Raw genomic sequence first — 15,051 nt, forward strand, 5'->3', positions numbered from 1 at the left:
TAACCCGCCGAATATCCGCAGCCGCAACCAGACTGGACATCATCTGCACCGTGCCGGGCTGCGGCGTCGAAGAGTTCCTCATCCCCGAGCCCGGCATGGGGGCAACCGTTCCGTCTGTCACCGACATCGAGCCGACGGTCTAGGTGTGGGAAGCACACCACGTTTACCGCCAACTCGGTGAAAGCGCTCACCTAGGCGCCCGCCGCAAGGCTGCCTGGTTCACCTACCCGCAGTGGAACCAGGCAGCAGGATGACCGACGGATGCTCTGGATCGTGGAATATGTCCTGGTCGGCCACGTGCAGAGAGGTGCCGGTGAGGCGTTCTCCGATACTGCCGACATTGCGGGCGTAAACCGGGTGTGCACCGCTGGATATTTGTACACGGATACGGTGCCCTCGGCGGAAACAGTGGGCGGTAGGCCAGACGGGCACGACCACCTTGGTCGGCTCCTGCGCGTTCGGCTCGGCTGCCTCGACCACGGTGATCCCGTCACAGACGTTTATCGAACGCCCGCGTGGGTCGACATTGCAGATGCGGACGAAAAGGTCGGTGCTCGGCCGACTGGAGCGGAGCCAGATCTCGGCGGTGACGTCGCCGATAATTTCGTAGTCCTGAGTCATCGGGGCGGACGTGAAAGTCAATACGTCCGCGCGGCTTTCCAGTTTTCGGTTGTCCTGTGGGCCGACTTGCCGATTGACGAGTTTGGACATGCCGAGCGATGGTGTGGGGTCGGCTGGGTCGTATCGGTAGCTGTCCGGGGCGCTCGGCACCGCGGGATTCTTGTCGAGTGCGGCGTGCGGGTGCAGGTGCCAACGATCGGTGGTCCGGTCCGGCGGCGGCCAGGATGTGAAACTGCGCCACTGTTCACTGCCGGTGACGAAGACCCGGACGGGGTCTTGTTCGGCGACCTGGCCGCCACGCGCGAGCGTCAGTGCCCACTCGATGGCTTCCCGGGTTGCCGCACCACGGAGGCCGGCATCGAGGTGCGACCACGGGCCAACCGTCAAGCGGGGTTGCCGACCGGCATCGACGAGCGTGCGGTAGTCGCGCAGTGAGTACGGAAGAAACAGGTCATACCACCCGGCGACAATATTGACCGGCACGGTGGTTCCGGCAATCGTTTCTCGATGATCGACATCGATCGTGGCCCAGTACGGGTCTTCACTGTGGTGTCGCATCACCTCCTGGAAGAACGACCACGACTGTCCGACCAGACGTGCGTCGGAATCGACGACCGGCCCTGCGGCGAGTGCCTCTCGGATTCGGCGCACGATTCCTATCTCGGAGAGCAGCGGTGACAAGGAATTCGCGGCGAATCGGATGGACGTCCAATCCAGCAGATTCTCGGCCAGCATGCCCTCGGGACGGTGGAAAACGTCGATGACGTTCGCCGACGTTGTCACCGGCAGGATGGCTTTGACCTCGGAAGGCACCTTGTCCGCGACCGCCCATTGGGCGTAGCCCATATAGCTGGGACCGCCCAGCACTAGATTGCTGTCGAACCATGGTTGCCCGATTACCCAGTCGATCGTCGCCAGTCCGTCGGCGCGTTCATTACGCAACGGCTCGTACTCGCCGCCGGAACCGAAGGTGCCTCGAGTGCTTTGCACGAGCACTTGGTATCCGCGCTCGGCGTAGGGTCTGGCGAAGAGCTGGAACAAGCCGCGGCGACCGTAGGGAGAACGCACCAGTAGCGTTGGCAACGATCCCGAATGTGCCCCGGGCCGATAGAAGTCGGCGAGCTGCACTGTGCCGTCGGGCATCGGGATCTCCAGATCTCGTTGCACCACAATCTTTCTGGTCAACGGCTTCGGCAACGACATCTGCTTCTGCGCGACGCGGCTCATGACTCCCCAGCCCAGTCGCCCAGCAATCTCATACATTGATTCTCCATTGAATTTCGTCGGTTATCGCAGTTGGTCGACCGCAGTGTGTGAGGCACCGCCGAACCCCGATGCGGGCAATACATGCTCGATAACTATCGGCAGCTCACCCAACTCTGTCGCACGCTGCGAATCTGCTCGCCGAATCTGTCGGCTCGGTGGTGACCATCGCGTTCGAGGCCGCCACCGTCCGTCACCACCGGCCGAAGTGGCTCAGCGCGACGGTGGCGTGAACAACGCCGGGTCCGTCTCGAGAATCCTGTAGTCCCCGAGCTTGCCCGCCCGGTCCGCCGTCGCCACGATGACATCGGAAGCACAGACATTCGGTGACACCGGGAAAGCCTTACCGTTGCACTGGAAGTCGATACCGTTGGTCAGCGGGTACTTCTGCGGCGGGGCCGTACGGAGGGCTTCCAAAATCGACTGCCGGGTGACATCCGTGCCCGGGGCGGAATTCAACGCCTCCGCGAGCGCCAGGATCGGCGACCAGCCACCGGCCGACGTGGCGTTGACCGGGGTACCGGACGCGTACTGGTCGAGGGCCGCCTGGAACAACTTCACATCGTTGGTGGCCGGATCCAGGTTCGCCGTAGTGCCGACCTGCACGCCGTTGAAACCTCCGGGAATCGAGGAACTGATCGATGGACTCACGCAGCGATCGTTGACGACTGCCGGCGCATCCGGCGCAGCCGTTCTGATCGCTTTCAGCGCACCGCCGCAGAAAGTTGTGTCGCCCAGAACGACCCACATGCCCGGGTCATTGCGCTTTGCCGCCGCGATTTGAGAGGTCATATCAGGCGTTCCCGGCGGGATGGTTACCACGTCCAACGCCGCACCGGCATTGGCGAACGTCAGCTTTCCGATCTGGTTCGCGGTTCCGGTCGCGCCGGGCACATCGATCGTCACCATCGCAGCCTTGGTGATGCCCCGTTCCTTCGCCAGTGCCGCGGGAGTGGCGAAAATGGCGGAAACCCCGTTCATCAGGCTGAAAACGTTCGCTGCGGACAGCGACTTCGGCGTCGCCCCGTAGTTGAGCAGAAGCGGGACACCGGCCGGTGACAGAACGTCGATCGTCTGGTCGGCGAGCCCTAGCGCCCCTTCGGCGACAGCAACTACGCCGCCTCCGACCATCTGATTCGCACAATCGGTCGCGGCTGCCGGATTGCCTTTGGATTCACAGGTTTTCAAGACGACCTTGTGTCCGCGCAAGCCGCCGAGATGCTCGTTGATATACGCAACTGTCGCGTTCGCCGCGGCTATTTCGGCACTCGTGTCATAAGCTGCGGCTTTGCCCTCGCTGATGAAGCCGATCGTTACGGGCTCACCAGTAGCCACGTTCTGCGCCCCGAGAATTGCGGGATCGACTTTGGCAGCTCCGCCGGACGTATTGTCACTGTTCGAACTACAGCCTGCTGTCGCGGCCGCGGCGACTGCACATGCGGCAACTGCCGCACCGACAGTTCGCCAGGGATTTCCGACCTTCATTTCTCTCCTTGCGTTGACACCGATTTGGTTTTTGCGGCTCTCAGGACCCTGCTGGAGCGAGATCGCATGCGGACCGCCGGCTGCTGCAGGCGGCGGCTGTCGCGTCAGCCCCCCAGATAGACCTCACGCAAACGCCCGGGGTCGGTTCGCAATTCTTCGGCCGAGCCGCGCAACCGAACCTGTCCATGCACGAGGACAACAGCTTCGTCAGCTACTTCGAGTGCTAGCTGAACGTGCTGTTCGACAAGCACGACCACCGCGCCCGTACTCTCGGCTATGTGACGAACAACGGGGAGTAGCCCTTCGACGATGACCGGTGCCAGTCCCATGCTCATCTCATCGATGAGCAAGACTTTCGGCCTCTGCACCATCGCTCGCGCGACGGCGAGCATCTGCTGCTCACCGCCCGAAAGGTCACCGGCCCGTACCTTCAGTCTCTTGTGCAGGGCAGGGAAGAGATCCAGGGTGGAACCGATCGTCTGATCGTCCTTGCAGGCGACCTTCAAGTTCTCTCGTACGGTGAGGTCGTTGAACAAGGCCCTGTCATCTGGAACCAGTACCAATCCATGCCGGTTCGCATGCCGCGGATCACCGTTCTCGAGATCGGTCGTGCCCACCCTCACCGAACCGCTTCGTCGCTTGAGGAAGCCTGCGATCGTGTTGAGTAACGTCGTCTTACCTGCGCCGTTCGGCCCCAGAACCGCAAGCACTTTCGACTCGTACAACGCGATGTCGATATCCCGGGCCACAGTGGTGGATCGATAGCCGACCGCCAGTTCGGCGCACTCGAGGACAGGCATCGACGTCGGTTTTTGCAGTATCTCATGCATCGGCGCGCACCTCGCCTCCCAGATAAGCCGCTACGACCTTGTCGTCGTTTCTGATCTCCTCGGGCGAGCCGACGGCGATGACTTTTCCGAAATCCAGCACGTAGACCAGATCACACGATCCGAAAATGAGATCCATATCGTGATCGACGATCAGAACAGCGATGCCGGAGTCGGCGACGCGGCGCAAACGCGTTCCGAGCCATAGACTTTCGTCGCTGTCGAGTCCACCAGCCGGTTCATCGAGCAACAGAACCGACGGATTCCCGGCGAGCGCTCGGGCGATGGATACAAGCTGTCGTTGTCCCTGCGACAACTCGCTGACTGATCGATCGGCCGCCGCCGACAAACCGAGCATGCCCAGGATTCGTTCTATCGAGGACAACTGTGCCGACACATCCTCGGATTTGCCGGCTCGCAGAGCCACCTTGACGTTTTCGGTCACCGACATGTCGTCGTACAGCTCCAGCGCTTGGAAGGTTCGCCCCAACCCTCGCCGTACTCTCTGGTACGGCACCAGTCCGTCGACCCTCTCTCCGAGCAATCGAACATTGCCCGTGTACTCGGAGAATCCGCACAGCGCGTCGATAAGAGTGGTCTTTCCCGCGCCATTCGGGCCGATCAGGCCGACGAGTGCGCCTTCCGGGATTTCCAGGGTCGCCTCATCCAATGCGACGACGCCTCCGTAGTGGACGCTCACGCCGTCGCCCTGCAGCGCAGCCCGGGCTCCCCCCGACACCGGCGTGCTCTCGATGGCGAGATCGTGGTCGTGGACCATGTCCGCGACGACACCTTTCGATCGGCGTCCGGCGATCCAGCTGTGGATGGGTCCGACAATTCCCTCGGGGTTGACGATCACCACGATCACCAGAAGGACTGCGGCGATTGTCGAGTACCAGCCACCAGCTCCGACCGTCTCGTCGATGATGATGTACAACAGGCCGCTCGTGGCCGCAACGCCGGCCAGAACGCCGCCCGACAAGGAAGTGACTCCCGCCAGATATACCGTGGCGAAGAATGCGACCGAATTCATCGCGGAGAAAGGCTCGAAGATCACAGACTGCTGCTGATAGGCCAGCAGCGATCCCCCCAAACCGGCAATGAACGATCCGATCGCAAAAGCGAGCACTTTGACGAAGACAACGTTGACTCCGGCGGCAGCGGCAGATTTCTCGTTGGCGCGAACAGCAAGCATCTGAGAGCCGAACCTGCTGCGTCTGAGCATCGCCGTCGCGAAACATACTGCGGCAAGTACGATTACGCATACGACACCGAACCGAACTCGTGGGTAGTCCTCGCCGGCGCCGATCCCGAGGTCCCAGCCGAACAGACTCGGCGAAGGTGCCGCGACACCGGACGAAGTAACGAAATCGGTGTTGCGGAACCACACAGCCTCGACTGCGAAGGCCATCGCCAGCGTCACGACCGCTACGGAAAGACCACGAATTCGCAGCGCGGGTAACCCGATCAGTACCCCCACAGCGGCAGCGATGAGGGCGGAGACAAGGGGCGATAGTGGAAAGGGCAGATGCCACGCTCGCGTCAGCGGCCCCACGAGAAATGCGGCAACTCCGGCAATTGTCAGCTGCGCCAATGAAATTTGCCCGGCATACCCTGTGACAACCACGATCGACAGAGCGATGACGGCCATGATTGCGCTGGTGATCAACCCGTTCCGCAGCCGGTCGTCGAGGACCGGAAGGAGCGCTATCGCAACTATCGCTACTGCGGCCGTACCGATCAACGGCCTGGCCGGTCTAGGCGCGGATCCAAGAGTCTGTACGACGACCGCGCCGCGGCTGGGCAGCGGGCGAGCTCTGACTACGAGCACGGCCAGTATCAAGATCAACGGCACGAGTTCGGCGAGACCGGATGTCGGTAATACCGAGAATTGTGTCGTGAGGTATTGGAACCAGGATTGGACCATGCCGATCCCCAGGCCGGCGGCAACCGCTACCAACAACAGTTCGAAGCGAGCGACTACCGCGGCAGCGAGTGCAGGCACGATGAACAACGTGTAGGAGACGGGGGCAAGAGGCGCGATGGGTGCAATCAAAATACCGGCGAGCCCAGCGACGACCGAACTGAGCATCCAGTTGTAGGCGGCCATCCGATCGGGCGACATACCGCTCAGATAGGCGCCTCGCTCGGAGGAAGCAACCGCCCGAGTGGCGAGGCCGAATCGGCTGAACCGTAGCCAAACCACCAGTGCGACGGCCAGCAAGATGACGGTAACCGCCAGATATATCCGATCGTGCGGCATTGAAAAGTCCGAGGACCGGTACACGCCCGACGGATAGATCGGATCGACCACGATCGCCGAGGTCCCGAGCCGCGCCGCCAACAATGCTGGTATGAATAGCGAGATCCCTAAGGCGGCAACAGCTTTAGCGACCGCTGGCGCCCGTCGCAGCGGCCGGAAAACGAGTAGGTATAAAACAGCGCCCAATACCGCCGAGGAGGCCAGGGCCAACGCTATCGCGGGCCACTGCCCGAGTGGATTACCGAGCTGCAACGTGGCGGGGAACCCCGGTACGAGCACGATGAGCTCACCTTGACGAAGAAATGCGTAGAAGTAGGCCCCGAAGAGCGCAATGGCCCCTGCGGCGAAGTTGACGACTCCTGAGCTCCGATATGTGAGCACTACGGCGAGAGCCAAAGCCCCGAAAACCGCACCACTACCCAAGCCCATGAGCAGAAAGGTCAGGTGCTCCATTCCACTCCGTCCGATCGAACCTTGTCGCGATGTCAACCGCGCCGAGAAAGTTCGACATTTGCGAATCGGTTAGTTAATTCAGCTGAATGTACGTGAGGTAGGCCACACGCACAAGAGGTTCGCGACAAGTCGAGTCGCCGTCAGCGAGGTGCCGGGGACCCATCACTGAACAGCGTTGCGAGGCAGGCTCGTTGCGAATAGACGCATGGGAGACCTGGTCCTGTCACCCAGAGCGGAGGCTCCGGCGCGAGCATCGAATCTGGCCGAATGTGGTGCCGTCGGCCGTCTACCGCCGCGATCGGGGAAAGCCATTCGATTCCGGCGGGACTCGTGCGCCCAGCGGGCGTTCTCGCTCCGCACTCCTGGCCGTCGCCTCACCGGGGATCGCCCTGCGCCGCAACGCGGGGTTTCCACCACGCCTTCGTCGGCAGGTCTGCGCCACCGAGGGTCAGATCGCTCAGTCAGGCACCTGACCTTAAATCAGTACTATACAGTCAATTATCTGATTATATTGTGGGGACCTGCCCAGGAGAGGCCACCCGCGCTCGACGCGGCGATCGAATTCGATCTGCCAGTCACTTGCGGCCTGGGGTTTCCTCGTCGTTCCGGCCAGATGCCGCTTCGACCGGGACGACGAGGTTGGCTGCACCACCAATCCGCCGGAGCCTCGAATCAGCCTGTGGCCGCTCGCGGCCTGCGGGGCGACCTCGAGCAGGGCAGGTCTCCGGTCGCATCCCTGCCCCGGGGACCACCGGCGTGCGTCAGATAGCGAACAGCTCGAGAGAGGAACCACATGGGTCTGGTAGATGGCAAGATTGCGTTCATCACGGGTGCGGGTCAGGGATTGGGCGAAGGGGTGGCTCACGCACTGGCAGCGGATGGAGCGGCCGTCGTCCTGGCGGACCGCGTGTTCGCGAAGGTCGAGAAAGTAGCGGGCGACATCACCTCAGCCGGGTACGAAGCTCTGGCGATCGAATGCGACGTGAGAGACCGACCATCCGTCGACAATGCTGTCGACGCGGCAATCGCGAGATTCGGAAAGCTCGACATCCTGATCAACAACGCAATGACGCACCACCTCGTGCCTTTCGATGAGGCGACCGCAGAAGACCTGACCGATGCCTACGAGTCCTCCGTGCTCGGCACCTTCAATTGTATGAAGGCATGTTTTCCATATCTCCGGATGAACGGCGGCAAGGTGGTCAATTTCGGCTCTGCGGCCGGGACTGAGGGCGTCGCGAATATGGCGACGTACGGAGCTGCAAAGGAGGCAGTTCGAGGACTTACGAAATCAGTAGCGACGGAATGGGGAAAGTACGGAATTACAGTGAACGTCGTCGTACCAAACGGGTCCTCACCCGCTTGGGAGAAAGTAAAAAGTAAGATGAGTGATGAAGAACTCGAGAGGACATTCGCGCTGTTTCCGATACAGCGGATGGGTGATCCAGTCGCCGACGTCGGTCGCGTCGTCGTTTTCCTCAGTAGCCCTTACTCCGACTACATGACCGGCCGCACCCTCTTCGCGGACGGCGGACGATCTCTCTTCCGATAGCCAGCGCAGCACGGATTCTCCTCGCGGACACCGTCCCCACATGATGACCGACGTAGTCGAGTTGCTCGATCAAACTGGCGTGCTGCCCCGGCCCTGAGACTCAGAATGAAGAAGCTCATTGACCTGCATACCCATGGTGTCTGACGTGGGTCCAGCCGGAGATGCACAGGCCTAGGCGGTTTCGGCCCGCGCGCCATCCTAGTCACGTACCGTGACGCATAGTTAAATGATTGCACTATCTGTAGGAGATGTAATGCGGTCATATGACCTCAACGTCGACGTCACCGGGGCCACCGATCTGCCGGGCGAGTTGCGTACGGCAGTGACGGTGCACCTACCCGACCAAGTCGACGGTCCATTGCCGGTTCTGTTCGGATTCCCCGGCGGCGGATTCGGCCGACGATACTTCGACATGCAGACGTTGCCTGGCTACAGCCAAGCGGAGTATCACACGAGTCATGGCTTCGCTTTCGTCGCGTGCGATCACCTCTATGTCGGCGACAGTGATCAGCCCGACACATTCAGCCTCACCTACGAGAATCTCGCGGCGGCGAACCACGCCACCGTGGCGGCGGTGCTGGACGGATTGTCGATAGGGACTCTGATTGCAGGCGTTCCACCGATGGAGTATGTCGCCGCCGTCGGCATGGGTCAGTCGATGGGAGGTTGTCTGTTGACCGTGCAGCAGGCGAATCACCGTACCTTCGACGGTGTCGCCTTCCTGGGCTGGAGTGGGATCTACACCAATTTTCCCGCCCCGGACGGTAGCCGGGTCAATTACCCGATGCCCCCTCGCGGAACCGACCTACGACCGATCGCGGATCAGGTCCTCGGCCCAACTAGCCCGGACGACTCCCATTACCGGTTCTGTTTCCATTGGCCGGACGAAGAGCCGGAATTGATGGAGGCCGACCTCGCATCCTTCCGGCCCTACTCCGGGGTGGTGCGAGGCGATGATTCTACGCCCTGGGGTAGTACGACCCTTCCCGCGTGCGCGGTAACCATGATGACCGACGGTGCTGTTTCGGCAGAAGCGGCGGCAATCGACGTGCCGGTGCTGGTGGCCAGTGGCGAGCGCGACACCCTGCCTGACCCATGGGCAGAGCCGAGCGCGTATCGCGGAACGCGCGATATCACTGTGAAGATCGTGCGGCGTATGGCGCACATGCACAACTTCGCTCGCACCCGCACCGAATTCTGGGACGCGATCGAGGGCTTCGCCCGAAGGGTCCCGCCGAAGAAGACGCAGGCCTGAGGGACTCCTCTGCGGTGGCCCCTATATCCTGCCGCCTGGGCCGAGATGCCGATGCGGCTCAGGCGACAGGATCTCGATCAAGGCCGGACTCCCCGATCCGGTCCACTGCGGGCGCCGACCACCGCTACCGTGCGCGACTCGAGATGCGCTGCATCGACGAGCGGCCCGCCCGATGTCTCGGCGATCCGGGCGGGCCATGGCGAGGCCAACGCCAACAGGCGCACCTCGACCGGCAGGCGCTATGCCGCCGTCCGTGGCCACGCGGCTGAGTCCTGGCTGTTATTCCTTGCCGCGCTGCGTCTCGAGCCACTGGTAATGCAGCTCGAAATGGGCGGCGGGACGCTTGATCATGGTCGCGTCGGCTTCGGCCACGATGGCACCGGAACTTTCGAGTTCCAGCGTCGCGCGGACGAAGGCCTTGCGGTTCTCCGTTCCCACAATCCATGCCCGTCCGATCAGCGGCCACCCGACAGGTACCGGACGCACGAACTTGACGGTCAGCGTCCCGGTGACCGCAAATTCGTCGTTCAGTAACAATGTGTGCCCGACGAGTTCATCCATCACACTGGCGGTCCAACCGCCGTGTGCTACCTCCGGCCCGCCCTCGTTCTCACGCGAGCACACCACGCGGCTGATCACGACACCGTCATCGCCGAGTTGTTCACGCTCGATCTCGAACCGGCAGCGGTTCCGCGCGCGACACCCGAAGCAGAGGCGCACCCCATCCGGCGACTCGGGCGCATCCACCGGTGACGGGTCGCGGGAATCCACCGTCGTGGTGGGGTGTCCCATTTCTCTTGTTCCGCTTTCGTTCACATGAGCCCTTTCATGAGAAAGACTTCCGCACCTGATCGCCGCACGCACCGAGCTGGGCCGAAGCCCGGCGGGGACAGGTAATCCGCCCGGCCGCGCACTGGCAGCAGCACTGCACGGTGGCCGCAGCGCCGGCCACCGAACCGTCCGGACACATCCGAGCGGACTCGCCGCTACCGTCCGGGGCGCTCAGGCGGCCGCTACCGCCGGGAAGAACTCCTCGAACGCGCCGTGCAACACCCGGTCGCGAATCTTCACATCGACATTGTCGAAGATGGTGTGCAGCGTTTCTTGGGTGTGCCCGTAGGTGCCTTCCAGGTGCGGATAGTCGTCGCCCCACATCACGTTGTTGTACTCGGTGTCTTCGATGACCTGCACGGCGCTGATGTCGTGCTGGAACGAGGCGTACACCTGCTGGCGGATGATTTCGCTGGGCAACCGCGACAGCCGGGGACGCACGAACATGCCGTGCTGGCGGTAGGCCTCGTCCATCCGGTCACCGATGGCGGGCACCCAGCCGGCGCCGCCTTCCGCGATCAGCACCTTCAGATCCGGATGCCGGTCGAGCGCACCGCCCGCGACCAGATGCGTGATCACTCGCATCCCCGGGTATGTGGTCTCCATGTAGTTCACGACCGCGCCTCCGGGACCGCGGTAAACGACGTTCGCCGCGCCGGTGCCGATATGCCAGCAGAGCGGGAGTTTCATCTCTTCTGCAGCCGTCCACAGCGGCTCCCACCGATCCAAGCCCCAAGCCCGGTCGTCGTCGATACCGCACGGGAAATACAGCGCCCGGAAGCCCATCTCGGCCGCACGCTCGGCCTCCGCCACGGCCTGCTTGACATCCAGCAGCGGAACAATCGCGGGAGCAAAGATCCGGTCCTGACGGCCCATCACCTCTTCCATCGCCCAGTCATTCCAGGCGCCGGCGACCGCGGCCTCCAATTCCGGGTCGCGGATATTGCAGGTCCAGAAGCCCATCGAGGGAAACGCGAGCTGGTTGCGGACACCCTCCTGGTCGAGATCTCGCAGCCTGATGTTCAGGTCCTTGAACCCCGGGGGGCGCATGGCGTCCATGAAATCGTTGAGCTGACGATCGATTTGCGTGCCGTCGATGTAGACGATCTCGTATTTCTCGCCGCGTTCCGAGCGAGGTGCTCGGTCGGCGAGACGTTTGGGCAGCCGGGCGGTCCACAGATCTTCCGGCTCCATCAAATGGGAGTCGCCGGAATTTGCCCAGATCTTGCCGTCCTCGTGCTGTTCCTGAACGGCAGCCATCGCCTCAGTCATGGTCTCTCCTCGTTCGAGTGACGTTCGGGTCCTACCGTCGCGGCCCGGCCCGCCTACATACTTTACACTGTAACGAAAAGAAGTCATCCTATGTAGTGAACGTCGAACGACAGCCTTGGGAGGCGCGATGGAACCCACAACCGGCAGCAGGGGCCTCACCCGCGAACAGCGCGACGACTACCTCGCCATGTTGAACGCGGAAACCCTGTCCGCACTGACGCGATCCACCTGGACCTGGGACGATCGCGCACTCCGGCGTCGGCTCAGCGAACTGCTCACGGGGCTGACCGCCGTTCGCGAGCTGCGCACCGGCGCAGTCGAGTGCTCCGCGCCGGCCCTCGCAGCGGCGGAGAGCCGAGTCCTCGCGTCCGCCGGTGAATTCGTCGCCGAAGTGCTGGGCCCGCACCTGCTCGCAGCGACGGGCAACACATTCCGTGCGCAGCTACTGCCGCTCGTCCAGGCCACCGGCCAACTCAGCGCCGACGCTTCACGGGCAATAGACGAGCTGGCGGTAGACGTCACCGGACACGTTATCGAGCGCAACGAAGCGCTCTCCGCGATTCTCTCCGAGGATGAGTGGGAAGCCGCCGCCTTCGGCCCGCGGGCCACCGGTCTCGCGCAGGTGGCCTACTCGGCCGGATACACGCTCAGCGAAACCGACTACTTTCCGGCCGCCGGGCTCGCCGCGCAGGCTTTCGCCATCGCCGGTTCGCCGACCGACGACAGCGTGGACGTGCGTCACTCGACACTCGCCGCGGCGGAGAAGTCCGGCTCGTGGGATCCTGCACTGGTCCGAACCCGCGCCACGGCGAGCACTGACGGCTGGCAGCTCACCGGTGAAAAGTGGTTCGTCCCGGGCGCGGAAGCGGCGCGGACCATCTTCGTGGTCGCCCGCAATATCGGTGGCCCGTCGTTGTACCTGGTCGACCGGAATGCACCGGGCATCACCATCGAATCCATGGACTCGCTCGATGAAGCGCGTCCCCTGGTACGCGTCGGCTTCGAGAACACGCCCGCGGTCTTGATCGGCAGAGAAGGAGCGGGCGGCCGCATCATGAACCGCACGGTCGACCGGGCGACGACAGTACTCGCCGGGGAGCAGATGGGGCTCGTCGATCGAGCGCTGAAGTGCTTGTCCGAGGTGCTGCCCTCCTCCGACGACAGCAACTCGTGGCGCGGCTACACCAGGAAGCTGGCGGAACTCGAGCTACTACGGGCCGGCGCGACGGCGCTGTGGTACCGCGCGGTGCGACTCCAAGGCGAAGACGATCTCGACGCAGGCGCGGCGGCCGCGGCGATGGCACACATCGGTTGCTCGAACGCGGCTCGGCAGGTCGCGCTCCGGCTGACCGCGGTGACCGGCGACCTCGATCCCGCTGCCGTCGAAGCCATCGCGACCCGCGCCCGCGGCACCGACCTGTTGCTGGGCGGTCCGGCACTCGCCCACGAACGATTGCTCGAGCGCCTCGGGATCTGATCGTCGTGAGCGACAGGAGCCCGCGGGTGACACTCACCGGACCCCGCCGGTCCGGTGAGTACACTGCCCCTGTGGGATCCAGCGATCGGTCGGTAGCCGTCGACGGATCCGTGACGGCATCCCGGCGAGGCAGGGGACGCCCGCCGACGCTGACCGAAGACCAGATTGTCGATGCGGCGTTGCAGATCATCCGGACGGACGGTCTCGACGCACTGTCGATGCGGAGGCTGTCGCAGCAACTCGGCCGCTCGCAGATGGCTGCCTACTCCTACGTCACGGACAAACAGGCGTTACTCGACCTCGTCGCGAGACGCACCCTGGCCGACGTCGAGATCCCGGGCGAAGCCGACGGACCGTGGGATGTCCAACTTCGAGTGCTCATCGACCGCATCGACGCGCAACTCCGTCGCAACCCGGGTATCGCCGGATTGCTGCTGCAACGAATGCTGCACTCCGATCGCCGACTGGTGGATGCGATCATGGCGATCACCGTCGACGCCGGACTCCGAGACAAACAGGTTCTGCTGGCCTATTCGACGATCCACACCTATCTGTTCGGCCGCTACCAGGTGGCCTTGGCCGACGTGCCGCGCGACGACGCCGAACTGCCGCCCACCCTGGCCCAGGTTGTCCCGCACCTCGGCGAACTTCACGGGGCCGACTATTACAGCTTCGGTATCGACCTCCTCATCGACGGTCTGCGCGCGCGGGTTGCGGCGAACCGTCGCGACGCGGGCCTCGGCGGCGCCTGACCAGCGGCGGCCTGCTCGAGGTCCCGGCGCAGAACGACTCGACCTCGGTGGCGGGCGCGATCTCGGTGTCGGGACTACTGGCCCGCAACCTCAATGGCGGGTGCATTATTCGATCGCCGAGAGCCTCTGTTCACTCGACCGGTACCGACAAAACGACGAGGTCCGCCACGGGTGCACCCCGAAGCGGGCCTCGTCGCGGCCGGGAGTTGTATATCGACCGAGTGATCAGCGTGGGCCGAACCGCTGGGCGCCGTCGAGGCGGACCACTTCTCCGTTGATGTAGCCGTTGGTCAGCAGATGTTCGACGAGGGCCGCGAATTCGTCCGGAGAACCGAGGCGCTTCGGGAACGGGATATTGCTGGTGAACTTCGCCAGCGCCTCTTCACCCACCGATTCCATCATCGCGGTATGCATCGTGCCGGGCGCGACTGTGTTGACCCGGATGCCGACCGAGCTGAGGTCACGCGCCGCCGCCAGGGTAAGTCCGACGACACCCGCCTTCGCCGCAGCATAGGCGGACTGGCCGATCTGCCCCTCGTAGGCCGCGATCGACGCGGTGGCGACTACCGAGCCACGCTCGCCCGTGGATTTCGGCTCGCCGCCAGCCATCCGGGCCGCGGCGAGTCGCAAAACGTTATATGTCCCGACCAAATAGAGATCGAGCGTCTTGCTGAAGCCCTCCAGGCTCGCCGGGGTACCGTCTCGTTTGACCACCCGCTCGGCAACCCCCCAGCCACCGTGCGCGATCACGACATGGCGCAGCGTGCCCAGTTCCGCCGCCGCGTCGAGCGCCCCCAGTACCGATTCCTCGGAGGTCACATCGGTTCGCGCGTAGTGGGCGCCGGTACCCAGGTCCTGGACCAGCTGACCGGCGCGGTCGTCGGCGAGGTCGGCTACGACCACCGCGATTCCCGCCTTGTGCAGGCGGCGGACCACGGCTTCGCCGAGCCCGCCCGCGCCACCGGTTACCAGTGCCACTTCGGTCGCCGAAGTGCTCATA

11 protein-coding genes are annotated in these 15,051 nt (G+C 63.5%); 4 read left to right on the forward strand and 7 right to left on the reverse strand.

Translation table 11 applies throughout. From position 1 onward, the window contains the following. Positions 1-219: 219 nt before the first annotated feature. The 4 genes from ACIBW7_RS36130 to ACIBW7_RS36145 all read right to left on the reverse strand — a co-directional run bounded on the left by ACIBW7_RS36130 (position 220) and on the right by ACIBW7_RS36145 (position 6,912). On the reverse strand, positions 220-1,884 hold the full coding sequence (locus ACIBW7_RS36130) for a CocE/NonD family hydrolase (RefSeq protein WP_397054389.1): 1,665 nt from the start codon (positions 1,882-1,884) through the stop codon (positions 220-222). Between the two features lie 213 nt (positions 1,885-2,097). Next, positions 2,098-3,219: an ABC transporter substrate-binding protein gene (locus tag ACIBW7_RS36135; RefSeq protein ID WP_397054391.1), complete on the reverse strand. Its 1,122-nt coding sequence runs from the start codon at positions 3,217-3,219 to the stop codon at positions 2,098-2,100. Positions 3,220-3,473: 254 nt separating this feature from the next. Then, entirely contained in the window at positions 3,474-4,199 is a 726-nt protein-coding gene (locus tag ACIBW7_RS36140; RefSeq protein ID WP_397054393.1) for an ABC transporter ATP-binding protein, read from the reverse strand. Next, positions 4,192-6,912 carry an ATP-binding cassette domain-containing protein gene (locus tag ACIBW7_RS36145; RefSeq protein ID WP_397054395.1) on the reverse strand — a complete coding sequence of 907 codons (2,721 nt, stop codon included), beginning with the start codon at positions 6,910-6,912 and terminating at the stop codon, positions 4,192-4,194. The genes ACIBW7_RS36140 and ACIBW7_RS36145 overlap by 8 nt, the downstream gene beginning before the upstream one ends. A gap of 793 nt (positions 6,913-7,705) precedes the next feature. Between ACIBW7_RS36145 and ACIBW7_RS36150 the strand changes: the two genes are divergently transcribed. Then, positions 7,706-8,464, forward strand: coding sequence for an SDR family NAD(P)-dependent oxidoreductase (locus tag ACIBW7_RS36150; protein ID WP_397054397.1), 759 nt, complete (start codon positions 7,706-7,708; stop codon positions 8,462-8,464). A gap of 253 nt (positions 8,465-8,717) precedes the next feature. Next, the gene (locus ACIBW7_RS36155; RefSeq protein ID WP_397054399.1) at positions 8,718-9,719 is read left to right on the forward strand and encodes an alpha/beta hydrolase; all 1,002 of its coding nucleotides are present in this window, start codon (positions 8,718-8,720) and stop codon (positions 9,717-9,719) included. A gap of 279 nt (positions 9,720-9,998) precedes the next feature. On the opposite strand, the gene ACIBW7_RS36160 is transcribed toward ACIBW7_RS36155, so the two are convergent. Both ACIBW7_RS36160 and ACIBW7_RS36165 read right to left on the reverse strand, forming a co-directional pair. After that, positions 9,999-10,511: a PaaI family thioesterase gene (locus ACIBW7_RS36160; protein ID WP_397054401.1), complete on the reverse strand. Its 513-nt coding sequence runs from the start codon at positions 10,509-10,511 to the stop codon at positions 9,999-10,001. Positions 10,512-10,721: 210 nt separating this feature from the next. Beyond that, positions 10,722-11,822, reverse strand: a complete 1,101-nt coding sequence (locus tag ACIBW7_RS36165) for an amidohydrolase family protein (RefSeq protein ID WP_397054599.1) — start codon at positions 11,820-11,822, stop codon at positions 10,722-10,724. Positions 11,823-11,949: 127 nt separating this feature from the next. Between ACIBW7_RS36165 and ACIBW7_RS36170 the strand changes: the two genes are divergently transcribed. Further along, the gene (locus ACIBW7_RS36170; protein WP_397054403.1) at positions 11,950-13,299 is read left to right on the forward strand and encodes an acyl-CoA dehydrogenase family protein; all 1,350 of its coding nucleotides are present in this window, start codon (positions 11,950-11,952) and stop codon (positions 13,297-13,299) included. Positions 13,300-13,370: 71 nt separating this feature from the next. Further along, on the forward strand, positions 13,371-14,051 hold the full coding sequence (locus ACIBW7_RS36175; protein WP_397054405.1) for a TetR family transcriptional regulator: 681 nt from the start codon (positions 13,371-13,373) through the stop codon (positions 14,049-14,051). 225 nt (positions 14,052-14,276) lie between these two features. Here ACIBW7_RS36175 and ACIBW7_RS36180 read toward each other — a convergent pair whose 3' ends face one another. Next, the gene (locus ACIBW7_RS36180; RefSeq protein WP_397054407.1) at positions 14,277-15,050 is read right to left on the reverse strand and encodes an SDR family oxidoreductase; all 774 of its coding nucleotides are present in this window, start codon (positions 15,048-15,050) and stop codon (positions 14,277-14,279) included. Position 15,051: the final 1 nt, after the last annotated feature.

The organism is Nocardia sp. NPDC049526, assembly GCF_044465765.1.
Lineage (GTDB): Bacteria > Actinomycetota > Actinomycetes > Mycobacteriales > Mycobacteriaceae > Nocardia.